This window comes from Erythrobacter sp. SCSIO 43205 (genome assembly GCF_019904235.1).
GTDB lineage: Bacteria > Pseudomonadota > Alphaproteobacteria > Sphingomonadales > Sphingomonadaceae > Erythrobacter.
This window is the reverse complement of sequence record NZ_CP063202.1, coordinates 2,558,628-2,578,730: the sequence shown is the minus strand read 5'-3', so window position 1 is coordinate 2,578,730 and position 20,103 is coordinate 2,558,628. Positions and strand designations below refer to the sequence as shown.

21 protein-coding genes are annotated in these 20,103 nt (G+C 57.9%); 9 read left to right on the top strand and 12 right to left on the bottom strand.

The annotated features are described in order from the left end of the window. Positions 1 to 66: 66 nt before the first annotated feature. The 3 genes from INR77_RS12260 to purM are packed head-to-tail and all read right to left on the bottom strand — an operon-like array spanning position 67 to position 3,345. A complete protein-coding gene (locus tag INR77_RS12260; protein ID WP_223071317.1) occupies positions 67 to 1,284 on the bottom strand; it encodes a sulfotransferase in 1,218 nt (405 codons plus the stop codon). Next, positions 1,284 to 2,255 carry a phosphoribosylglycinamide formyltransferase gene (gene purN, locus INR77_RS12255; protein ID WP_255573773.1) on the bottom strand — a complete coding sequence of 324 codons (972 nt, stop codon included), beginning with the start codon at positions 2,253 to 2,255 and terminating at the stop codon, positions 1,284 to 1,286. The genes INR77_RS12260 and purN overlap by 1 nt, the downstream gene beginning before the upstream one ends. Continuing rightward, positions 2,248 to 3,345 (bottom strand): phosphoribosylformylglycinamidine cyclo-ligase, encoded by a 1,098-nt coding sequence (purM, locus tag INR77_RS12250; RefSeq protein WP_223071316.1) that lies wholly within the window; start codon positions 3,343 to 3,345, stop codon positions 2,248 to 2,250. Before purM ends, purN begins: the two co-directional genes overlap by 8 nt. 70 nt (positions 3,346 to 3,415) lie before the next feature. On the opposite strand from purM, the gene INR77_RS12245 reads away from it, so the two are divergent. The 4 genes from INR77_RS12245 to INR77_RS12230 are packed head-to-tail and all read left to right on the top strand — an operon-like array spanning position 3,416 to position 6,544. Beyond that, positions 3,416 to 4,708: a heavy-metal-associated domain-containing protein gene (locus INR77_RS12245; RefSeq protein ID WP_223071315.1), complete on the top strand. Its 1,293-nt coding sequence runs from the start codon at positions 3,416 to 3,418 to the stop codon at positions 4,706 to 4,708. Between the two features lie 13 nt (positions 4,709 to 4,721). Next, positions 4,722 to 5,363 carry an ATPase gene (locus INR77_RS12240; protein WP_255573772.1) on the top strand — a complete coding sequence of 214 codons (642 nt, stop codon included), beginning with the start codon at positions 4,722 to 4,724 and terminating at the stop codon, positions 5,361 to 5,363. A gap of 57 nt (positions 5,364 to 5,420) precedes the next feature. Then, complete coding sequence (epsC, locus tag INR77_RS12235) at positions 5,421 to 6,164, top strand: serine O-acetyltransferase EpsC (protein ID WP_223071314.1); 744 nt, start codon at positions 5,421 to 5,423, stop codon at positions 6,162 to 6,164. Then, entirely contained in the window at positions 6,164 to 6,544 is a 381-nt protein-coding gene (locus INR77_RS12230) for a DUF2794 domain-containing protein (protein WP_223071313.1), read from the top strand. Before epsC ends, INR77_RS12230 begins: the two co-directional genes overlap by 1 nt. Positions 6,545 to 6,613: 69 nt before the next feature. Here the strand turns inward: INR77_RS12230 and INR77_RS12225 are convergent, their stop codons facing one another. Together INR77_RS12225 and INR77_RS12220 are read right to left on the bottom strand one after the other, a co-directional pair. Beyond that, complete coding sequence (locus INR77_RS12225) at positions 6,614 to 7,543, bottom strand: SDR family NAD(P)-dependent oxidoreductase (RefSeq protein ID WP_223071312.1); 930 nt, start codon at positions 7,541 to 7,543, stop codon at positions 6,614 to 6,616. Positions 7,544 to 7,703: 160 nt separating this feature from the next. Beyond that, complete coding sequence (locus tag INR77_RS12220; RefSeq protein WP_223071311.1) at positions 7,704 to 8,387, bottom strand: HAD family hydrolase; 684 nt, start codon at positions 8,385 to 8,387, stop codon at positions 7,704 to 7,706. 94 nt (positions 8,388 to 8,481) lie between these two features. Between INR77_RS12220 and glmU the strand changes: the two genes are divergently transcribed. The 3 genes from glmU to INR77_RS12205 are packed head-to-tail and all read left to right on the top strand — an operon-like array spanning position 8,482 to position 10,768. Then, the gene (gene glmU / locus INR77_RS12215; RefSeq protein ID WP_223071310.1) at positions 8,482 to 9,846 is read left to right on the top strand and encodes a bifunctional UDP-N-acetylglucosamine diphosphorylase/glucosamine-1-phosphate N-acetyltransferase GlmU; all 1,365 of its coding nucleotides are present in this window, start codon (positions 8,482 to 8,484) and stop codon (positions 9,844 to 9,846) included. 22 nt (positions 9,847 to 9,868) lie between these two features. Next, positions 9,869 to 10,489 (top strand): hypothetical protein, encoded by a 621-nt coding sequence (locus tag INR77_RS12210; RefSeq protein ID WP_223071309.1) that lies wholly within the window; start codon positions 9,869 to 9,871, stop codon positions 10,487 to 10,489. Then, the gene (locus INR77_RS12205; protein WP_223071308.1) at positions 10,490 to 10,768 is read left to right on the top strand and encodes an HNH endonuclease; all 279 of its coding nucleotides are present in this window, start codon (positions 10,490 to 10,492) and stop codon (positions 10,766 to 10,768) included. It abuts the gene before it with no gap. Between the two features lie 170 nt (positions 10,769 to 10,938). On the opposite strand, the gene INR77_RS12200 is transcribed toward INR77_RS12205, so the two are convergent. Both INR77_RS12200 and INR77_RS12195 read right to left on the bottom strand, forming a co-directional pair. Then, positions 10,939 to 11,184, bottom strand: coding sequence for a DUF1153 domain-containing protein (locus INR77_RS12200; RefSeq protein WP_223071307.1), 246 nt, complete (start codon positions 11,182 to 11,184; stop codon positions 10,939 to 10,941). A gap of 229 nt (positions 11,185 to 11,413) precedes the next feature. After that, positions 11,414 to 13,549, bottom strand: coding sequence for a prolyl oligopeptidase family protein (locus INR77_RS12195; protein ID WP_370632219.1), 2,136 nt, complete (start codon positions 13,547 to 13,549; stop codon positions 11,414 to 11,416). Between the two features lie 308 nt (positions 13,550 to 13,857). Here INR77_RS12195 and INR77_RS12190 point away from each other — a divergent pair, with 308 nt between their 5' ends. Beyond that, entirely contained in the window at positions 13,858 to 14,076 is a 219-nt protein-coding gene (locus INR77_RS12190) for a hypothetical protein (protein ID WP_223071306.1), read from the top strand. A 76-nt stretch (positions 14,077 to 14,152) separates the two neighbouring features. On the opposite strand, the gene INR77_RS12185 is transcribed toward INR77_RS12190, so the two are convergent. The 5 genes from INR77_RS12185 to INR77_RS12165 all read right to left on the bottom strand — a co-directional run bounded on the left by INR77_RS12185 (position 14,153) and on the right by INR77_RS12165 (position 19,040). Continuing rightward, positions 14,153 to 14,410 carry an ATP synthase F1 subunit epsilon gene (locus INR77_RS12185; protein WP_223071305.1) on the bottom strand — a complete coding sequence of 86 codons (258 nt, stop codon included), beginning with the start codon at positions 14,408 to 14,410 and terminating at the stop codon, positions 14,153 to 14,155. Positions 14,411 to 14,415: 5 nt separating this feature from the next. Beyond that, positions 14,416 to 15,873 (bottom strand): F0F1 ATP synthase subunit beta, encoded by a 1,458-nt coding sequence (atpD, locus tag INR77_RS12180; RefSeq protein WP_223071304.1) that lies wholly within the window; start codon positions 15,871 to 15,873, stop codon positions 14,416 to 14,418. Positions 15,874 to 16,062: 189 nt separating this feature from the next. Next, on the bottom strand, positions 16,063 to 16,932 hold the full coding sequence (locus INR77_RS12175) for a F0F1 ATP synthase subunit gamma (RefSeq protein ID WP_223071303.1): 870 nt from the start codon (positions 16,930 to 16,932) through the stop codon (positions 16,063 to 16,065). 12 nt (positions 16,933 to 16,944) lie between these two features. After that, positions 16,945 to 18,471 carry a F0F1 ATP synthase subunit alpha gene (gene atpA / locus INR77_RS12170; RefSeq protein WP_223071302.1) on the bottom strand — a complete coding sequence of 509 codons (1,527 nt, stop codon included), beginning with the start codon at positions 18,469 to 18,471 and terminating at the stop codon, positions 16,945 to 16,947. 14 nt (positions 18,472 to 18,485) lie between these two features. Beyond that, positions 18,486 to 19,040: a F0F1 ATP synthase subunit delta gene (locus tag INR77_RS12165; protein WP_223071301.1), complete on the bottom strand. Its 555-nt coding sequence runs from the start codon at positions 19,038 to 19,040 to the stop codon at positions 18,486 to 18,488. A gap of 226 nt (positions 19,041 to 19,266) precedes the next feature. On the opposite strand from INR77_RS12165, the gene INR77_RS12160 reads away from it, so the two are divergent. Continuing rightward, positions 19,267 to 20,094 carry a TauD/TfdA family dioxygenase gene (locus tag INR77_RS12160; protein WP_223071300.1) on the top strand — a complete coding sequence of 276 codons (828 nt, stop codon included), beginning with the start codon at positions 19,267 to 19,269 and terminating at the stop codon, positions 20,092 to 20,094. Positions 20,095 to 20,103: the final 9 nt, after the last annotated feature.

The window sequence follows — 20,103 nt, the reverse complement described above, 5'->3', positions numbered from 1 at the left end:
TGCAGGTGAATTCGCCTGCTCGTGAACTTAAAAAGGGTCGTCCTTACCGGGCGGCCCTTTTTCGTTTCAGCCTTGCTGGGCGAAGCGTTGCAACTGCTCTGAATGCGCTTGGTGCGGGCTTTTTGAACTGCTGGCCATTGCTTTGCGCATCGCAGCCAGAGCCTCGTCTTTCAGCGGCAGATCGAGATGGGCATAGCACCGCCTGATCGCGGCTTCCCAATCATTGTTGAGCTCATCAAAATGGAGCTGCGCGATGGGGCCATTCCAGCCTGCCAGCGCCTTTGCCATCCGTTTGTCGCGCATGGCGATCTTGTGCTCCCAAAGCGACGTGATGCGCGCAACATCGCAAGTGTCAGACTGCACTGCCATCTGATTGGCGCACAGCGAAACCGCGCTTTTAAGCACAGCTTCGCGGTCCCTTGTCGCAATCACCAGCCGTGCGTCTGGAAACTCGGCAAGCAGCGCAGGCAGGTCTTCGCTAAAGGCGGGCACTTTCATCACCCGTGGCAAATGCGCAATTCCGCGCGTTGCCGCATCGGTGCGAAGGATACGCGCAAACTCGCTGTAAATCGGTGCGGGGTCGCGCGCCTCGCTGAACGCAGAGTAGGATGGAATGTGCCACTGCGATTCGTAAATGGAATGGTGCAGCGCGGCTGAAATCCACGCCAGTTCCTCTTCAACTTCTTTGGGCCCCATCGGGTGGATGGATTGAAGCCACGGATTGAGCGCGCCCAGCATTGCCAGATCAAGCGCCGAGCGCACCCGATTGATACCCAGCTTCGCGGGCACGGGATGATACGCATCCTGATAACGGGTGTGCGAATGAGCCGGGTCGCTGGCAAGAAGTTTGTGAATACGCGTTGTGCCGCTTCGCATATGACCGATAACGATGATCGGCGCAGCAAGCCTGGTGTCGAGCAGTGCGGGCCGGGCGTGCCAGAGAAGGCCAAGCGCAAGGCGGTTCTTGATAACGCGCGTCAGCTGGCCATAGGCCATCGCTTGCCCAAGCGAATTGAGGTCTGCCTCAGCATTGATAGAGCCGCACAGCGCGGCAAGGCGGAGCCTGAAATCCTTCACCTCATCGCCGGTTCGCCCGCCATTTTCACACAGCACCGGGTCCGAGGAACCCTTTGCAACGCTGTCCCACAGCGCATCGGGTGAAAGGGGCGGTGCTGGCAACCAACCGCGTTGCCACGCGCGGCTAAGGAAATCATTGGCCTTTTGCGCCATGGGCCCGCGAGAAAGCAGGTGTTCGCGTGCCGGGATTTTCCACTTCGTGGCCATCAAAACATATTCGCTGCGTCGTGCAATTTGGTCAAGCGAGCAGGAGCGACCGCGCGCCAACTGCGCATCAGCCAGTCCTGAACATGGTCCCAATCTACGCCAGGACGGTTAAGAATTACGCCAATCCAACCGCTCGCGCCATAGTAATCGGGCTTATAGTAAACCTCCGGCTGGCTTTCGACGAGGGTGAGCAGTTCATCCATACTGCCGGTCTTGACCAAGAGCGCGATATGCTGCGATCCGTGGTGCATCTGACTGAAATGGGCAAAGAATTTGCCGGATTTTTCAGTCCCGACGCGAAAGCCGGGTGAGCCGTGGCTGGTCTTCTCGTGGGTTTCGGGCAAGGCAAGGGCAAGTTTGCTCACCTTAGCGTAAAGATACTCGGGATCGCTTCCCCGGCTCACATAATCGGCAACCGCGCGTGGATAGAGCTGGTGTTCGGCAATCTTGACCCGCGCGGCCAGAGTGTCGGGGGTGTCATCGGGGGCAATCGCGACTTTGACCTGCGCCAGAACCTCGCCTGCATCGAGTTCATGGGTGACGATATGGACGCTTGATCCTGCGTGGCTGTCGCCCGCTTCGATAGCGCGCGCGAAGGTATCAAGCCCCTTGTATTTGGGCAGCAAGGAGGGGTGGATATTAAGCATCCGGCCCTCCCATCGTTCGACAAACCCTTGTGAGAGAATGCGCATATAGCCTGCGAGCACGATGTAATCCGCCCCCGCTTTGATGGCGGCTTCTTCCATCGCTGCGTCCTGCTCTTCGCGGGTGATACCCTTGTGCGAATGGGTGAAGGTCGCAACCCCCTCCGTCTCGGCCAGTTTGAGTCCGTCGGCGCCTTCGACATTGCTTGCGACAAGCACAATTTCATACGCAGCGCCTTCCAGCCGACTGGCATAAAGGAGCGCGGCCATGTTCGTGCCTGAGCCCGATATGAAAACGGCAATCTTGGCGCGGGTGGCGCTAGCCAAGGTGGGTGGCCTCCCAATCCTCGCGCCCGCCCCAAATGCCTTGGCTGCCGCGAACGGTGCAACCTCGTGTGCCTGCCTCGATCCGGCCAACTTGCACAACGGTTTCGCCCGCGTCCTCAAGGCGCTTGGTCACATTGGTGACTTCATCCTCGGCCACGGCCAGAACCATGCCGACCCCGCAGTTGAAGGTGCGCGCCATTTCTTCAGGCTCAATCGCTCCTTGAGCCTGCAAAAAGGCCATTAGACGCGGCTGTTCCCACAGGTCTGCATTGACCTTGGCATGGGCACCGTCGGGCAAAATACGCGGGATGTTTTCAAGAAGCCCGCCGCCAGTGATATGTGCAAGTCCATGCACTAACCCGTCGCGGATCAACGGCAGAAGGCTCGCCACATATATGCGCGTCGGTTCAATCAAAGCATCAATCAGCAAGCGATCCGGATCGAACAGGGCAGGGCGCCCCAGTTTCCAACCCTTATCCTCAGCGAGTCGCCGCACCAGTGAATAGCCGTTGGAGTGCACGCCAGAGCTCGCAAGACCAATCAGCACATCGCCCGCAGCCACTTTTTCTCCGGTCAGCTGTTCGCCGCGCTCCACCGCGCCAACGCAAAACCCGGCCAAGTCGTAATCGCCATCCGCATACATACCCGGCATTTCCGCCGTCTCGCCGCCGATGAGAGCGCATCCGGCCTGTTTGCAGCCATCGGCGATGCCTGCGACAACGCGCTCGGCGATGCCGTTTTCAAGCTTTCCGGTCGCGAAATAGTCGAGGAAAAACAGCGGCTCCGCGCCCTGAACGATCAAGTCATTCACACACATTGCGACCAAATCAACGCCGACGCTGTCGTGCCGGTCATAATCGATTGCCAGTTTCAGCTTCGTACCAACGCCATCATTGGCGGCGACCAAAAGCGGGTCTTCATACCCCGCCGCCTTGGGATCGAAAAAGCCGCCAAACCCGCCAAGCTCGCTCGTCGCGCCGGGGCGCGCGGTTGCTTTGGCGAGAGGGGCGATGGCCTTGACCAGAGCATTGCCCGCTTCGATAGACACGCCTGCTTGGGCGTAGGTGTAGGGTGAGTTTTTACCGTCCATTTTTTGCCCCATACCCCTTTAGGCTTGGAATTCCACGCGTGTTTGGGCAAAGACCTTCAAGATTTCCCCGATGGTGGCAATACCGTACCCTTCTGGCCCAAGTTTGAGAGCCCCGTTTCGCGCCCGCTGGCTGCTGGCGAGCGTGTTTGCGCTTGTGCTGCTTGCAGGCGGCTATGCGCTTGTCTTGGCACAGGTTTCGGGTGATCGCGGGATTGCGCCGACGGCGTCGAGCACGGACATCGAAGTGCGCGGGATCGAAGTGGATGTCACCGGCGACAATGCCGAAGACGCGCGCAGCAAAGGGTGGAAAGAGGCGGCCCGCAAAGCATGGGCAAAGGCAGGCGGTCCTGCTGTTTCAGACGGGCAATTGAACGGCCTTGTCTCTGCCATCGTGATTCAGCGCGAACGATTGGGGCCCAAACGCTATGTTGCAACGCTTGGTGTCACCTTTGATCGCCAGCGCGCCGGACGGTATCTGGGCGGTGCACGGGCCGCGCGCGCCTCTGCGCCCATGCTGCTCATCCCGGTGACGGTGAGCGGGGGGACTTACACGACATTTGAAGTGCGCAATCCGTGGCAGCGCGCCTGGGCTGAATTCAATCCGGGGACGAGCCGGATCGATTATGTGCGGCCCACTGGCGCTGGCGGCGATTCGCTGCTGCTCAATTACGGGCAAGCCGGGCGGCGCAGCCGTGCATGGTGGCGATTGACGCTCGACCAATATGGTGCAGCGGACGCACTTGTCGCGATTGCAAAGCTTGATCACCAATTTCCCGGCGGGCCGATCAAGGGAACGTTCACCGCGCGCTATGGCCCGGACAGCACCTTGCTTGAAAGCTTTAGTCTAAACGCAAGCGGTCCCGGTGAGCTTTCTGAAATGCTCGGCCAGGCGGTTGACCGGATTGACCGGATTTACGAACAGGCGCTGGCCGATGGCAAGCTGCAGCCCGATCCCACTTTGCGCCTTGGCGGTTCTGGCGAAGTGGACCCCGCAATTGCTCGCCTTATCGAAATTGGCCGAGCGGTAAGGGCGCGCAATGCAGCGCAGGAAGCGGCTGCCAATGCGACCATCACGCCCGAAGCGGTTATCGAAGGGCCCGAAACACCTGCTCCCGCGCCCATTGCCGTGCGCCAGATCACCGTGCAATTCGCAACGCCTGATCCCGGCAGCTTCGATGCGAGCCTGATTGCCGTGCGCCAGGTGCCGGGCGTTCAAGGCGTCGCTGTGACCAGTACCGCGATGGGTGGCACTTCGGTGATGCAAGCCAGCTTTGCCGGCGATGTCGCAACGCTTGCTGCTGCCTTGCGGGCGCGCGGGTTTAATGTGCGTGAGGGCGCAAACGCGCTCGCGATCAGCCGTTAAAGAGGCCTTGGCTATGGCTGAGGCGACCAATCCCCCTTCCCAGATTGCACTGCCGCTTGTGGTCGAGGCGCGCGGCGGGGCGCAGCGAATTGTGGTGGGCAACGCCAATGAGGCGGTGATTGAGGCACTGCGCGAGCCATCACGCTGGCCATTTCGCACCGCTGTCCTTACCGGGCCGCCACGGTCGGGCAAATCATTGCTTGGCCGGTGGGCTGCGGGGCAAGGGATCGACGTTGTCGATGGCGCTGACCGGATGGAGGAGGCTGATGTCTTTCACCGCTGGAATTCGGTGCAGGATGGCGGATCAAAGGCGGGCACTCCGCTGCTTTTGATTGCGGATGAAACGCCGTGGGATGTGACGCTGCCTGACCTTAAATCGCGCCTTGGCGGATCGCTGCAACTCGCGATTGGTGAGCCCGATGATGTGATGGCAGCGCAATTGATCGAGGCATTTGCTCAAGACCGCGCGCTCACGTTGGGGCAAGGGGCGGCCGATTATCTCGTCCCGCGCACAAGGCGAAGCTTTGCCGATCTTGAACGATTGGTCGCGACGATTGACCGGATAAGCCTTGAACGAGCCTCACCTGCTACCATGTCTGTCTGGCGCGCGGCACTCGAAGCTCTGCATGGCCCGCCACAGCGTAAGCTATTGTAGTCAAAACCTCTCTGGGTGAATTTGCAAAATTGCCCGTTTGGTGGGAGTATCGCGAGTATGTTCACAAAGCTCAAAGCCTATCTGGACTCAGTCAAGGCAAGAGATCCCGCACCGCGTTCGCGTTGGGAAGTGCTGTTTTATCCCGGCGTTCTGGCGCTTGGAATGCACCGGATTGCCCATTGGCTGTTTGAAGCAAAGCTGTTTTTGCTCGCGCGGTTTGTGAACAATCTGAGCCGTTTTTTAACCGCGATCGACATTCACCCCGGCGCGACCATCGGCAAGAATTTCTTCATCGACCACGGCTTTACGGTGATCGGAGAAACGGCTGAGATCGGCGACAATGTCACGATTTATCAGTGCGTTACACTTGGCGGGACCAATCCCACCAATGGTAAAGGCGGTAAACGTCACCCGACGATCAAGGACAATGTCATTATCGGTTCGGGCGCGCAGGTGATTGGCCCGATTACCGTTGGCGAACGCGCGCGCATCGGCGCAAATGCCGTCGTGATGGAAGAGGTGCCAGCGGGCGCAACCATGGTCGCAATGAAAGCGCGCTCAACGCTTGTGCCAGCCGAAGAATGGATCAAGGAGTTCATCCCCTACGGCACCCCTCTTGCAATCGAATGTGAGGATGCCGACGGCAATAAGATCGACTGCATCGAGAAACTCGAAAGCGAGCTTGCCACGATGAAAGCCGAGATCGCAGCACTCAAAGCCGCGAGCACATCTGCGGGAGCGGCGGGTACAGCGGCTCAGGGCAGCTTCGACCTCGACCAGAAAAGTGGAACCGCTGACTGATGAGTGCCAATTTTGGTTCCGGCTCAGGGCAAAGTGTTGGTGGTCAGATTGTCGCATTTCCCGGCGGTAAGCACCAGGGCCAGGTGGGCTTTGATCGCGAGGAATTGACCCGCATCCTTGACCTTTATGGCCGCATGGTCGCAGGCGGGCAGTGGCGCGATTACGCGATGGATTTCGATGCACGCGCCGCAACCTTCGCCGCATTTCGCCGCGCTGCCGAACGCCCTCAGGCCCGCATTGAAAAGCGCCCTTCGCTGCGCAACAAGCAAGGGATGTACACCCTCTTCGGCGAGCACGGCCAGATATTGAAACGCGGCTCAGACCTTGCCAACGTCCTCGCTCCGATAGAGCGGCGCTTGTTGAAGGCGGTTGAGGAATAGTTCCCCATAAGAAAAGCCCCCCGCAGATCTCTGCGCGAGGGGCTTTCAATCCGTGTGTCGCTTAAGCGATTACCCGCGCGCGCTGGACGGGCCCGTGCCGGTGACCTTTTGCATCGCTTTGAGGATATTCGCCGACTGCTCAGCGCCCGATTGTGGGGCTGCCAAATTGCTGAAATCGCTGATCTTGTCCCAGTTGGCCGCAAACCCTTCGACAGTGCGCTCGCCATCGGGAAGCCAGACAGCATCGTTCATCACCACCCATGAAGAGTGGAAACCACCAGCGCCAGCGCCGACGATGGCATTGGTTGGTGCGTCTTCGCTCACGAGGTAGAGTGCGGCTGGAACAACGTTTACCGGGTCGAACAGTTTGAACGCTTCTTCAGGGAAGAGGTCTTCGGTCATGCGCGTGCCAGCCACCGGCGACAATGAGTTCACGCGAATGTTGTACTTCGCGCCTTCGAGTTGCAGCGTCTTGGTAAGGCCGGCAAGGCCGAGCTTGGCCGCGCCATAGTTGGCTTGACCAAAGTTGCCGAACAGACCCGTTGAAGATGCCGTCATCAGGATGCGGCCATAGCCTTGCTCGCGGAAGGTTTCCCAGCACGCCTTGGTGACGAAAGCGGAACCCGTCAGGTGAACCTTAAGCACGAACTCGAAATCATCCGGGGTCATCTTGGCGAAGGTCTTGTCGCGAAGGACGCCAGCGTTGTTGATCAGGATGTCGATGCGGCCCCACTTTTCCTTAGCGTCGGCAACCATTTTTTCCATCTGGTCGTATTCGGTGACGCTGCCGCCGTTCGACATGGCTTCGCCGCCCATGGCTTCGATTTCTTTGACGACTTCAAGGGCCATGTCAGAGTGGCCTGTGCCATCGCGCGCACCGCCGAGGTCGTTGACGACGACTTTCGCGCCGCGACGGGCAAGCTCAAGCGCGTATTCGCGGCCCAGACCGCCGCCTGCGCCAGTGACGATAGCAACCTTATCTTTGAAATCGATGCTCATGGGATCGTTCCTTTCCGTGCTGAATTGTTTTTATTCGTTCGAGGGGATGCACGCTTTACGCGCGCGTAAACTCAAATGTGGGCGCTGCGTGGCAGGATTTTCGCCGCCTTGCAACAGGGGGATTAAACGCAGCGCGCTGCCGTAGCGTCAGGGACGCGGATTAAAGCGTTTCAAGGGCTGCAATAAGCCCATTGAGCGAATCAATCACCGCATCTGCGCCAAGCTCGTGCGGAGGCTTGTCGCAATATCCATAAGCTGCACCGACCACAGGAACACCGGCTGCCTTGGCGGCTTTCACATCATAGGTGCTGTCACCGACAAAAGCGAAAGCGCCGCCGCCGCAGATTTCGCGCGCTTTGAGGATGGGATCGGGGTGGGGTTTGGCAAGGAATTGGCCATCGGGCCCCTTGCCAAGTGAATTGCCGCCGATCACGCCCTCAAACGGTTCGATAAAGTCGATTTGCGTCAGGATTGAGCGGGCAAACTCTTCAAACTTGTTGGTGACCACGATGACTTTGACCCCGCGAGCCGTGAGCTCTGCCACCACCTCGCGCGCATGGGGGTAAGGCCGTGTGTGGACCGCATTGTTTTCGGAATAAAAGGCCAGCATCTTTTTATAGAGCACCTTGAATTCATCCGCAGGCAGGCCCCCTTGCGCGTCCACCGCCTTAGAGAGCATGATTTTCGCGCCGCCGCCGATCAGATCCTTGGAGCTGTCCACCGGCACTTTATCAAACCCGCCAAGCTCAAGCGCGTGGTTCACTGCTTCGCCAAGGTCGCGAAAGCTGTCGACAAGGGTGCCATCAAGGTCAAAACCGACGGCATCAAAGGGAAAATTGGTCATAGCGGGGCCCCGCGTGGCCCAGCGGACTTTAAACTGCAAGCATTTGCTGGCAAGCGGGCGGCAAAATCCAATCAATCATGGTATAAGGCCACGCATGACAGACTTTGCCGCCATCATCCTTGCCGCTGGTAAGGGCACGCGCATGAAAAGCGATCTGCATAAGGTGCTGCACCCGATCGCGGGTAAGCCGATGTTGATGCACATTCTGGATGAGTTCGAAACGCTCTCGCCTAAGAAAACCGTGGTGGTGGTTGGCGACCGGCGCGAGCAGATTGATGCGGCGATTGAAGGCCGTGACGTCGTGACAGCGCTGCAAGACCCGCAGCACGGGACCGCACACGCAGCGCTTCAGGCGAAACCTGCGCTTGAAGGTTTCAGCGGCCATGTGCTGGTGACCTTTGGCGATGTGCCAATGGTGCGCGCTGCGACGGTTGAAAGGCTTCTGAGCGCGCTGACAAGCGGGGCGAAGGTCGCGGTGCTTGGCTTCAAGCCCGACGATGCGCTCGCCTATGGCCGCATTATCGCCGATGATGATGGCACCGTGCGCAAAATGGTCGAGTTCAAAGACGCGACCGAACGCGAGAAGAAAACGCGCCTGTGCAATTCAGGTCTGATTGTCGCGCATTCGGACGATATGTGGCCGCTTTTGGAAGCGGTCGATAACGACAATGCGCAAGGCGAATTCTACCTCCCCGATGTCGCGACGGGCGCGATTGCTCGCGGTGACAAGGTGGTGGTGATCGAATGTGAGCCCAATGAGGTGGCTGGGATCAATAGCCGCGTTGAACTGGCCGAGGCTGAGCAACGCTGGCAAGCCGCACGCCGGGTGCAGGCAATGGATGAGGGCGCGACCCTCAAAGCGCCTGACACCGTGTTTTTCAGCCATGACACAAAACTAGGCCGCGATGTCACCATTGACCCACACGTGGTCTTTGGGCCCGGCGTGAGCATTGCGGATGGCGTGCACATCAAAGCTTACACTCACCTCGAAGGCGCAACCCTTGAAAAAGGTGCGCAAGCTGGTCCTTTCGCGCGTCTTCGCCCCGGTGCGGTGATGGAAGAGGGCAGCTTCATCGGCAATTTCGTCGAGATGAAAAAGGCAACGCTTGGCCCCGGCGCCAAAGCCAGCCACCTTTCCTACATCGGCGATGCAACCGTTGGAAAAGACGCCAATATCGGCGCTGGCACGATCACCTGCAATTACGATGGATATTTCAAATATCAGACCGTCATCGGAGAGCGCGCCTTTATCGGTTCCAACTCGGCCTTGATCGCGCCGGTCACGATTGGCGCTGATGCTATTGTCGCCGCGGGCAGCGCGGTTAGCCGGGACGTTGGCGCAGGCGATCTTCGCATGGTGCGCGCCGAGCAGCTCGTCAAACAAGGCTGGGCCGACCGCTTCCACGATGCGATGAAAAAGAAGAAGGCCGCCCAGAAAGACGGCACCAAGAAAAGCTGAACGTCAAAAGGGGGATGGGTGCATGAAAAGAGTTTGGATGATCGCCGGATTGAGCGCCTTGGCGGCTTGTTCCCAAGGCCCCGCAGAGCCCGTCCATGAAGCCGAAACGGGCTCAAGCGATGCCGCACCGGCTGCTGCGCCCAACGATGCGTCTGACCCATCACCCGCAGCCAAAGGCAATGTCGTCGAGACAATGAAGTCTGGCGCTGCATTTTGCAGGGCTGATGAAACGCCGATCTTCGCCTGCGATTTCGCTGATGGCAAACGCGTGGCGGTTTGCGGATTGCCGAAGGGCGGGGCGGAATATCGGTTTGGCGGCGAAGAGCCTGAGTTGACGCTGTTTGAGGATGTGTGGGCGAGCGCCCCTTATTCGGGCGGCGGCGAGGCGCAGATCCAGTTTTCCAACGGCGACACCAATTATATCGTCTTCTCCCGCATGGTCAGGACCAACTTCAAACAGGGCGAGCCCAACAATCCCGCCATTTCCGACGGCGTGTTGGTCGAGCGGTCTGGCGAACTCCTGGCACTCAGGATTTGTGATGGCGCCGATGAGCCTCTGCCTATCCAATATGATGCAGCCGATGCGGCGATGAAAACCGTTGATGAGCTTTTCAGCACACAGACAAGCAAGGCCGATCCGTAAATGGGTCAGGAAACCGCTTCCTTGACCTGCTGGCTGTGCGCACGCGAGTTTGAAACACTGATCCAATGGCACCACACTGTCCCGAAAAGCAAAAGGGGACGCGAGACGGTTCCGGTTCACCCGATCTGTCACAAGGCGATCCACACCAATTTCACGAATGGCGAATTGGCGCGCATTGGTGATGATCCCGAAGCCATCCGCGCGCACCCTGCGATTGCGAAATTCGTTAAATGGGTCAGCCGCAAGGAGCCCGATTTTCACGCGCCCACCCGCCGGTAAAGCTAGCAAAGTGCAACAGGGTCGAGGTCGCCGCTTAAAGCCTCGCTCAAACGGGTAGGGGTTAGGTTTTGAGCAAACTTCGAAGCGACGACCTCTTTGGGGGGTACTTGTGGGAGGGGCACTCCTGGGGAGGGGCACTCCTGGGGGGCACGGTGCCCCTTGGGCAGACGTTAGATCCGCTCCAATTCAGAACGCGTACCAGAAACGCTGCCGGACGAATAATCGCGCTCCCATTCTTCAAACTCACTGCGCGACAAAAGATAGCGTTCGCGTGCTTCATGGAAGCTGATGGCGCGTTCTTGTACGGCGCGCACAACGCCGGCTTTTCGCGCAGGGGACCAATGCGCGCGGTGGTTTTTGGGAAGCCCATATTGCTTGATCGCTTGAGCAATCGACATATCGCGGGGGTAAGCCATTTCATTGCACTCCTTCTAAAAGCCCGTTTTTCACGCCCCGAATATGATGAGATTTGGCGAGCGGCCTTAATCACGGCTTTTCAAGAAGGGTTAAAATGGCATTGACGAAGCCGTCCGTTGCCTGCGTGCGATGAACGGAAGCAAAAGTGTCGGCCTGGCTTACACCGGGCACGAAAAAGGCGGCTCCCGATAAGGAAACCGCCTTTTTGAAATTTGGTGCGAACGTTGTTTAGTCGTCCATCAATTGCTGCATCAAATAGACAAATTGCAGCGCTTGCAGCTTGGCGCGCTGTTCATTGTCAACGCCGCCTGAGTGACCGCCCGTCATATCCTCAAAGTAGTAATAGGGGTGACCCTGTTCCTTGAGGCGCGCAGCCCCTTTGCGTGCGTGCGCGGGGTGAGTGCGATCATCAGCGGTTGAGGCCCATAGGAAAGGCGTTGGATAGTCGGCATCCTCGACGATTCTTTGATAGGGCGAATAGCCTTCAATCCACGCGCGCTGTTCAGGGATACGCGGGTCGCCATATTCGCCAATCCACGATGCACCGCGCCCGATCACGTGATAGCGCAGCATATCGAACAGCGGGATCTGCACGATGGCAGCGCCAAACAGGTCGGGACGCTGGGTAAAGGCGGTGCCTACCAAAAGCCCGCCTTGTGAGCCGCCTTGAATGCCAAGGTGTTCAGGCGAGGTGAAACCTTTCGCGACCAGATCATCGCCAATGGCAATGAAATCATCCCAGGTGCGCTGTTTGTTTTCGCGAATAGCCGTTTGGTGCCAACCGGGACCAAATTCGCCCCCGCCGCGCATATTGCCAAGCACATAGGCCCCGCCACGTTCCAGCCACATCTTGCCCGTTGTGCCAAGATATGCGGGCAGGCGCGGAACCTGAAAGCCGCCATAACCCGTCATCAAGATGGCGGTATCTCCATTCATCTCCATGCCCTCAGGCTTGACAATGAAATAGGGGATTTTGGTGCCGTCTTTGCTCGTCGCCTCGTGTTGTTCCACTTCCATGCCGGCAGCATCGAAATAGGCTGGCGAGGTTTTAAGCGGCTGCGGATCGGCAGAGCCGTCGGTGTAATAAAGCGTCGTTGGATTGAGGAAGTCGGTGACAGTGAACATGATCTGTTCGCTCTCATTCGAGCTTGCTGCAATGCCCACGGTGGCATTGTCAGGAAGAGCGACCTCTTCGCTGACCCACTGGCCGTCTTCGAAATTGAATTTCAGAACCTTGCCAACAACATTGTCGAGAAGGCCGACATACAGCGCGCCTGCCGTAATCGCGCCGCCGCGCTTTGTCTGACGCTCCTGCGGGGCCCATACGAGCGTTTTTGCCGCCGCATTGGGGTCTTTCTTGAACGCCTCAAGTTCGACCGCCACGAGGCTGTCTGCGGGGAAGGTTTGCCCATCCACTTCCCAATCGACATCGGTCGAAAACAACATATGGCCATCGACTATGCCGTAAGGAGCGGCTTTCTTTGGAATGTCGAGCTTCACCCATTCCTCGTCAGGATTGAGCCAGAAATACTCGCTTTCATGGAAGCTGACTGCGCGAAAGGCGGTTGTGGCGTGGATCGTGCCGCTGGCATCGCGCATGAGGTTTGCGCCTGCCCAAACGTCTTGGGGTTGGCCGCGGAAAATCTCCTTGGCGTCGGCAATATCGGTGCCGCGTTTCCAGACGCGCGTTGTGAAAGGATATTCGCTGTCGGTGAGCGTCCCTTCGCCAAAGTCGCGCCCAACCATAAGAGTGTCTTCATCCACCCATTGAATACCGCCTTGGCTTTTTTCATCGAGGATAAAGCCGCCTTCGACGAACTGTTTGGTCGTGGTGTTAAACTCGCGCATGACGGTGGCATCCTCGCCCCCATCGCTGAGTGCGATCATGCACATTTCCATGTTTGTCGGCAGGCAGGTGGAGCCTTTGTAAACCCACTCCTTGCCCTCTTCAGCAGCCAGCGCGTCCACGTCGAGCACTGTTTCCCATTCAGGCTCGTCGCTTTGGTAGCTTTCGAGCGTGGTGCGGCGCAGAAGGCCTTTGGGATTGTCCTTGTCCTGCCAGAAATTATACAGGCCATCGGGGCGAAAGCTCACATAGGGGATGCGGTCTTCGCTGTCGTAAATGGCAAGCGCTTCGGCTTTCAGCGTGTCAAAGCGCGGGTCAGCTTCAAGCACGCCAAGGGTGCGCTTGTTCTCTTCCTCAACCCATGCGAGAGCTTCCTCGCTGCGCGCTTCTTCGAGCCAGATGTACGGGTCTTCATCAGGGCCGGGCACGCCGTCATTGGTGGGGTCTTCGGCATTTGCGGATGTTGCAGCGCCAATCGTCATGACAGCTGCCAAAGCAAGAGTGGATACAAGTTTCAAAGCCTTCTCTCCTAAGAGGGTTATGGCCTGCAATGTGGGCTTTGCGAGGGGAATTGTGAAGGGATTTTCTAGGGCTGAACGCCGGGGAATATCGCGTAGTATTCGCCGGTTGCGGCAGGAGCCATCTGAGCGTCATGGAGATCGAGAGCTGGGTGCAAAAGCAGGTCGCCACAGGTGTGACAGCTACACACGAGTTAGGTCATATTGCGCAGTCGGTAAGTGCTAGCTAACCCGCTCTAAATACGAAGGAAGTGTGGTGTCCTATGCTGAGTTTTCCCTGATTGGGAAAGACATGAAAGGATACAAACATGAAGACTTTGAACGAAACGCAAATCGCGTCGGTTTCTGGAGCAACCTATTATCCGCTGCAAACCGGCAGCAGTGTCGAGGTTTGGTTCGGCTTTGATCGAGGCGCAGAAATCGAGGAAGCGGCGCGCAAGAGGGCTCTTCGCGAAGAAGCCGCACGCCTCGCCGCGCAAAACGGCACTGACGCGACCACCGAATATGTGGACCTTATGGGCTACTAATTTTCGACGCGTTACGAAAAGGGCGGCCCGCACTTTGCAGTGGGGCCGCCCTTTTTGAATTGGATTGTGTCAGGCTTTAGCCTTCGACTTGCTCCGCGAGAACGGTGATGCCGTTTTCGCCAACTTCGGCAAAGCCGCCTTTGACGTTGATTGTCTCAGGCTCACCGCCGGCGGTTTTGAACACCTGAACCGCGCCATCGTCGATCGTGCTCATGAAAGGCGCGTGACCTTCGAGAACGCCGAACTCGCCCTCTGAGCCTGGGACCACAACCATGTGGACTTCCTCAGAGCGGACCAGCTTGGCCGGGGTTACGAGTTCAAAGTGGAGCGCCATCGGAATTAGCCTTCCTCAGCGAGCTTGGCGGCTTTCTCAACCACCATGTCGATGCCGCCGACCATGTAGAAGGCCGCTTCTGGAAGGTGATCGTATTCACCGTCCACAACCGCCTTGAACGATTTCACCGTGTCTTCGAGCTGTACGAACAGGCCGGGGATGTTGGTGAAAACCTCTGCCACGTGGAAGGGCTGGCTGAGGAACTTCTGGATCTTACGCGCACGCGCAACGACCAGTTTGTCCTCTTCTGAAAGCTCGTCCATGCCGAGAATGGCGATGATGTCTTGCAGCGACTTGTACTTCTGCAGCGTTTCCTGAACGCGGCGAGCGGTGTCGTAGTGCTCCTGGCCAACAACCGAAGGCTCGAGAACGCGCGAGGTAGAGTCGAGCGGGTCAACCGCCGGGTAGATGCCAAGCTCAGAAATGGCGCGCGACAGCGTGGTGGTCGCGTCCAAGTGAGCAAACGATGTTGCAGGCGCAGGGTCAGTCAAGTCATCTGCAGGAACGTAGATGGCTTGCACCGAAGTAATCGAACCTTTGGTGGTCGAGGTGATGCGCTCTTGCAGGTTACCCATGTCGGTCGACAGAGTTGGCTGATAGCCCACAGCCGAAGGAATACGGCCAAGAAGCGCGGACACTTCGGAACCGGCTTGCGTAAAGCGGAAGATATTGTCGACGAAGAAGAGCACGTCCTGGCCTTCTTGGTCACGGAAGTATTCCGCCATTGTGAGGCCCGAGAGAGCCACACGAGCACGCGCGCCGGGAGGCTCGTTCATCTGACCGAAGACGAGGGCCACTTTCGAGCCTTCTGAAACGGCGTTGCCGTCCGCGTCTTTCGCGATAACGCCAGCATCGAGGAATTCGTGATAAAGGTCGTTACCTTCACGGGTCCGCTCACCAACGCCCGCGAACACGGACACGCCGCCGTGGCCTTTTGCGATGTTGTTGATGAGTTCTTGAATAAGAACGGTTTTACCAACGCCGGCACCGCCGAACAGGCCAATCTTACCACCCTTCGCGTATGGCGCGAGAAGGTCGATCACCTTGATGCCGGTGACGAGAATGCTTGCTTCGGTTGACTGATCAACGAAAGCAGGCGCTTCTGCGTGGATCGGAGCGGTTGCGTCAGCGCCGATGGGGCCGCGCTCGTCGATGGCTTCGCCGACCACGTTCATGATGCGGCCGAGCGTTTTTGGACCAACTGGCACAGAAATCTGCGCGCCGGTGTTGATCACTTCCTGACCGCGAACAAGACCGTCGGTCCCGTCCATTGCAATGGTGCGAACGGTGTTCTCACCAAGGTGCTGAGCAACCTCGAGGACGAGTGTTTTGCCGTCATTCTTGGTTTCAAGCGCGGTGAGAATTGCGGGCAGTTCACCTTCGAACTGCACGTCAACAACAGCGCCGATGACCTGGGCGATAGTGCCGTTGGTCGTTTGGTTAAGTGCGGGTGCGGTGGCCATTTTCGGTTCCTTGCGTTCCAAATCAGTTCTGCGGCGCAAATTCACATTGCCGCAATTCGTAGTTCCAGCGGCCACCGGCGTCTAAACAGTCGTCGATTGGCCAAAAATCTGTCCACCACATCCAGATACCGAGCGCCGCAATCGAAAGAGCGACAAAGGCAAGGGCTATGGTGAGGCAGGACTTCAACTCTATAGAGCCTCCGCGCCTGCAATAATTTCAATCAGTTCGGTCGTAATCGCGGCCTGACGGCTGCGGTTGTATTGGATCGTCAGCTTGTTGATGAGGTCGCCAGCGTTACGCGTTGCGTTGTCCATCGCGGTCATCGAAGCGCCTTGCTCGGATGCCTCACGCTCAAGCAGCGCGCCGAAAACTTGCGTCTTCACATAGCGCGGCAGCAGAGCTTCCAAGATTTCCTCTTCGCCCGGCTCATATTCGACCACGGCGCCGCCTTCATCCGACGTTTCGGGTGAGGGGACCGGGATCAGTTGGTTGACCGTTGGGTCTTGAGCCAGAGCCGACTTGAAGGTCGGGAAGATCAGGTGCGCGACGTCAAACTTGCCTTCCTCGAACATTTCAAGGAGCTCGGCAGCAATCGCGTCTGCTTCTTCAAAGCCCGGGGTCTTCACAACAGAGGTGTCAAAGCCGCCGGTGATCTCTTTTGCATACTCGCGCTTCAAGGGCGCGCGGCCCTTTTTGCCGACGAGGTAAAACTCAACCGACTTGCCTTGAGCCAAAAGCTCCTGCGCTTTCGCCTTGGCCGCTTTCACAAGGTTCGAGTTCAAACCGCCGCAAAGGCCTTTGTCGGTGTTGACCACAACCAGAAGGTTGCGCTGGTCAGAGCCGGTGCCAGCGAGAAGCTTGGGCGCGCTGTCGCCGGAGACCTTGCCAGCGAGCGAGGCCATAACGGCGCTCAAACGCTCGGCATAAGGCCGACCCGCTTCAGCCGCAGCCTGAGCACGGCGCAGCTTAGCCGCTGCGACCATCTGCTTGGCCTTGGTGATCTTCTGAGTCGATTTAACCGACCCGATCCGATCTTTTAGTTCCTTAAGTGAGGGCACTGATGGCCTCCCTTATGCGAATTGCTTGGCGAATGCTTCCAACGCCGCGACGGTGGCGTCTTTGACATCGTCGAACTTTCCGGTTTCGCGGATTGTTTTCAGGATGTCAGCGTGTTCGCTGCGGAAGTAGGCAAGCATTTGCTCTTCATATTCGCCAACGCGCTCAACCGCTACGCTGTCGATATAGCCGTTGGTGCCAGCGAAGATCGACACAGTCTGCTCTTCAAATGGCATTGGCGAGAATTGCTTTTGCTTCAGAAGCTCGGTCAAACGCGCACCGCGGTTCAAAAGCTTTTGCGTCGCCGCATCGAGGTCCGAACCGAACTGAGCGAATGCCGCCATTTCGCGGTATTGCGCAAGGTCGAGTTTCATCGAACCCGAAACCTTCTTCATCGCTTTCGTTTGAGCAGCGCCGCCCACACGAGAGACCGACAGACCCACGTTAATCGCAGGACGGATGCCTTGGTAGAACAGGTCGGTTTCAAGGAAGATCTGACCATCGGTGATCGAAATCACGTTGGTTGGAATATAGGCCGACACGTCGCCCGCTTGCGTCTCAATGATCGGCAGAGCGGTAAGCGAGCCTGAGCCATTGTCAGGGTTCATTTTCGCCGCACGCTCAAGCAGGCGTGAGTGGAGATAGAAAACGTCGCCCGGATACGCTTCACGGCCTGGAGGACGACGAAGCAGGAGCGACATTTGACGGTAAGCAACAGCTTGCTTGGAAAGGTCATCATACACGATCACGGCGTGCATACCGTTGTCGCGGAAGAATTCACCCATCGCGCAGCCGGTGTAGGGCGCGAGATATTGCAGCGGTGCAGGCTCGGAAGCGGTCGCAGCGACAACGATGGAGTATTCCATCGCGCCGTTTTCTTCGAGCTGCTTCACGATTTGAGCAACGGTCGAACGCTTTTGACCAACGGCCACGTATACACAGTAGAGCTTCTTGCTCTCATCATCGCCAGCGTTGACGCCTTTTTGGTTGATGAAGGTGTCGATTGCGACAGCGGTTTTACCGGTCTGACGGTCACCAATGATAAGTTCGCGCTGACCACGGCCAACTGGAACCAGAGCGTCAACCGCTTTGAGGCCGGTTTGCACAGGCTCAGAAACAGATTCGCGCGGGATAATGCCGGGCGCTTTCACCTCAACACGTTGACGCGTGACGTCCGTGATCGGGCCTTTGCCATCGATTGGGTTGCCAAGAGCGTCAACAACGCGGCCAAGGAGGCCCTTGCCAACCGGAACGTCCACAATCGTCTCGGTCCGCTTAACGGTGTCGCCTTCTTTAATCTCGGCGTCAGAGCCGAAGATCACGACGCCGACATTGTCGCTTTCAAGGTTCAGAGCCATGCCCTGAACGCCGTTGGCAAACTCGACCATCTCACCAGCCTGCACTTTGTCGAGGCCGTGGATACGGGCGATACCATCACCAACGCTGAGCACGGTGCCAACTTCGCTGACTTCAGCTTCGGTGCCGAAATTGGCGATCTGGTCTTTGATGACCTTTGAAATTTCTGCGGCGCGGATTTCCATGGGTTTCTAGTCCTTTAAGCCTTCATGGCCTGCGAGAGTGAATTCAAACGGGTGCGGATCGAGGCGTCGATACGCTCTGATCCAATGGTGACGACCAAACCGCCGAGAAGATCGGGGTTTGTGTCGGTTGTAAGCATTACGGTGCGGCCCACGCGGGCGGTCAGCTTGTCTTTAAGCGTTTTGACCTGATCATCGGTGAGCGGGTGCGCCGATGTGACATTGGCCGAAACCTCGCCACGCTGATTTGCGGCGATGGTTTTGAAGGCGGCAATCATCTCTGGCAGTTTTGACAGACGACGGTTGCCAGCCAGAACGCCAAGGAAATTGGTTGTAAGCTCAGACAGCTTCAATTTCTTGGCCACCGCAGAAATGGCCGCGCCTTGTTCAGAGCGGGTCAGTTGCGGGTTGGTGGTCGCGGCTCGCAAATCGTCCGATTCGCTCAGCGCAGCGCCAAGCGTTTCGAGATCTTTTTCGACCGCAGTCACGGTCCCGTTCTCGCTTGCGAGATCGAAGAGAGCCGAGGCGTAACGCCCTTGAAGGCTAGCCTGAATACCGGCGGAAGTTTCCACGCGTTAAAGTCCTCTTTGAGGCATGAGAAAAAGGCACATTGGCAGGCGAGCAAATGGCGGGCATCTGAATCCCTCCTGCTGAAGTTGGCGCGCGCCTAGCAAAGCCCCCCCGTTGATGCAAGCGGCGCGAACGGGATTGTGACGGGAAAATCTGGACAAGGGGTAAGTCTTGGGACAGATTGCGCCGCGCACGAGGGCGAAAACGCCTGCGTTAGGGAGAGAGATGATGGAAATGACACCCATGGCGCCGCAATGCGGCGTCGAGGTATCGGGCGTCACGCTGGCCAATTGCAGCGATGACCAGATGGAGCAAATCAAACAGGCTATATATGAGCACGGCGTCGCAGTTTTCCGCGATCAGGAGTTCACGCCTGAAGATCATATCAAGTTTGGCCGCCGTTGGGGCGGGATTGATGTGAACAACTATTTTCCTTTGCAGGAAGAGTTCAACGAGATTGCTGTGGTCAAGAAAGACCCCGATCAGGAAACCAATATCGGCGGGGCATGGCACACGGACCATTCCTATGACCAAATCCCGGCGATGGGCTCCGTTCTTGTGGCGCGCCATCTGCCCCCGTCAGGCGGTGACACCATGTGGGCGCATATGGGCGCCGCTTATGATTCGCTTTCCGATGAGCTGAAACAAGAGATCGAAGGGCTGGAGGCGTTTCACACCGCTGACCACGTATATAAGGCAGATGGCCTCTATGCGCAGACCGACATGGGCAAGAATTTGCGTGGACACGATCTGAAAACGGGGGCGATACATCCGGTCGTTATCCGCCACCCGCAAACGGGCCGCAAAATGCTTTATGTAAACGGCGGCTTCACGATCCATTTTGTCGGGCAAACGCGCGAGGAGAGCCTACCGCTCCTTACCAAGCTTTTGGACGCAGCTTTGACCGAGACGAACCAGTGCCGACTGCAATGGAAACCCGGAACTATTGCGATCTGGGACAATCGCACGACGTGGCACAATGCGATCAATGATTATCAGGGCCATTACCGTGAAATGCACCGGATCACGCTGTCGGGCGAAGCTTTGGCAGCGTGATTTGATTTC

Excerpts from the sequence above, each read along its gene's own strand:
- INR77_RS12185 (WP_223071305.1), bottom strand. The coding sequence starts at position 14,410 with ATGGCGCTCCACTTTGAACTCGTAACCCCGGCCAAGCTGGTCCGCTCT.
- purM (WP_223071316.1), bottom strand. The coding sequence starts at position 3,345 with ATGGACGGTAAAAACTCACCCTACACCTACGCCCAAGCAGGCGTGTCT.
- epsC (WP_223071314.1), top strand. The coding sequence starts at position 5,421 with ATGTTCACAAAGCTCAAAGCCTATCTGGACTCAGTCAAGGCAAGAGAT.
- INR77_RS12190 (WP_223071306.1), top strand. The coding sequence starts at position 13,858 with ATGAAGACTTTGAACGAAACGCAAATCGCGTCGGTTTCTGGAGCAACC.
- INR77_RS12260 (WP_223071317.1), bottom strand. The coding sequence starts at position 1,284 with ATGGCCACGAAGTGGAAAATCCCGGCACGCGAACACCTGCTTTCTCGC.
- atpA (WP_223071302.1), bottom strand. The coding sequence starts at position 18,471 with ATGGAAATCCGCGCCGCAGAAATTTCAAAGGTCATCAAAGACCAGATC.
- INR77_RS12220 (WP_223071311.1), bottom strand. The coding sequence starts at position 8,387 with ATGACCAATTTTCCCTTTGATGCCGTCGGTTTTGACCTTGATGGCACC.
- INR77_RS12160 (WP_223071300.1), top strand. The coding sequence starts at position 19,267 with ATGGAAATGACACCCATGGCGCCGCAATGCGGCGTCGAGGTATCGGGC.
- INR77_RS12225 (WP_223071312.1), bottom strand. The coding sequence starts at position 7,543 with ATGAGCATCGATTTCAAAGATAAGGTTGCTATCGTCACTGGCGCAGGC.
- INR77_RS12205 (WP_223071308.1), top strand. The coding sequence starts at position 10,490 with ATGGGTCAGGAAACCGCTTCCTTGACCTGCTGGCTGTGCGCACGCGAG.
- INR77_RS12240 (WP_255573772.1), top strand. The coding sequence starts at position 4,722 with ATGGCTGAGGCGACCAATCCCCCTTCCCAGATTGCACTGCCGCTTGTG.
- atpD (WP_223071304.1), bottom strand. The coding sequence starts at position 15,873 with ATGGCCACCGCACCCGCACTTAACCAAACGACCAACGGCACTATCGCC.
- INR77_RS12245 (WP_223071315.1), top strand. The coding sequence starts at position 3,416 with ATGGTGGCAATACCGTACCCTTCTGGCCCAAGTTTGAGAGCCCCGTTT.
- INR77_RS12210 (WP_223071309.1), top strand. The coding sequence starts at position 9,869 with ATGAAAAGAGTTTGGATGATCGCCGGATTGAGCGCCTTGGCGGCTTGT.
- glmU (WP_223071310.1), top strand. The coding sequence starts at position 8,482 with ATGACAGACTTTGCCGCCATCATCCTTGCCGCTGGTAAGGGCACGCGC.
- INR77_RS12200 (WP_223071307.1), bottom strand. The coding sequence starts at position 11,184 with ATGGCTTACCCCCGCGATATGTCGATTGCTCAAGCGATCAAGCAATAT.
- INR77_RS12230 (WP_223071313.1), top strand. The coding sequence starts at position 6,164 with ATGAGTGCCAATTTTGGTTCCGGCTCAGGGCAAAGTGTTGGTGGTCAG.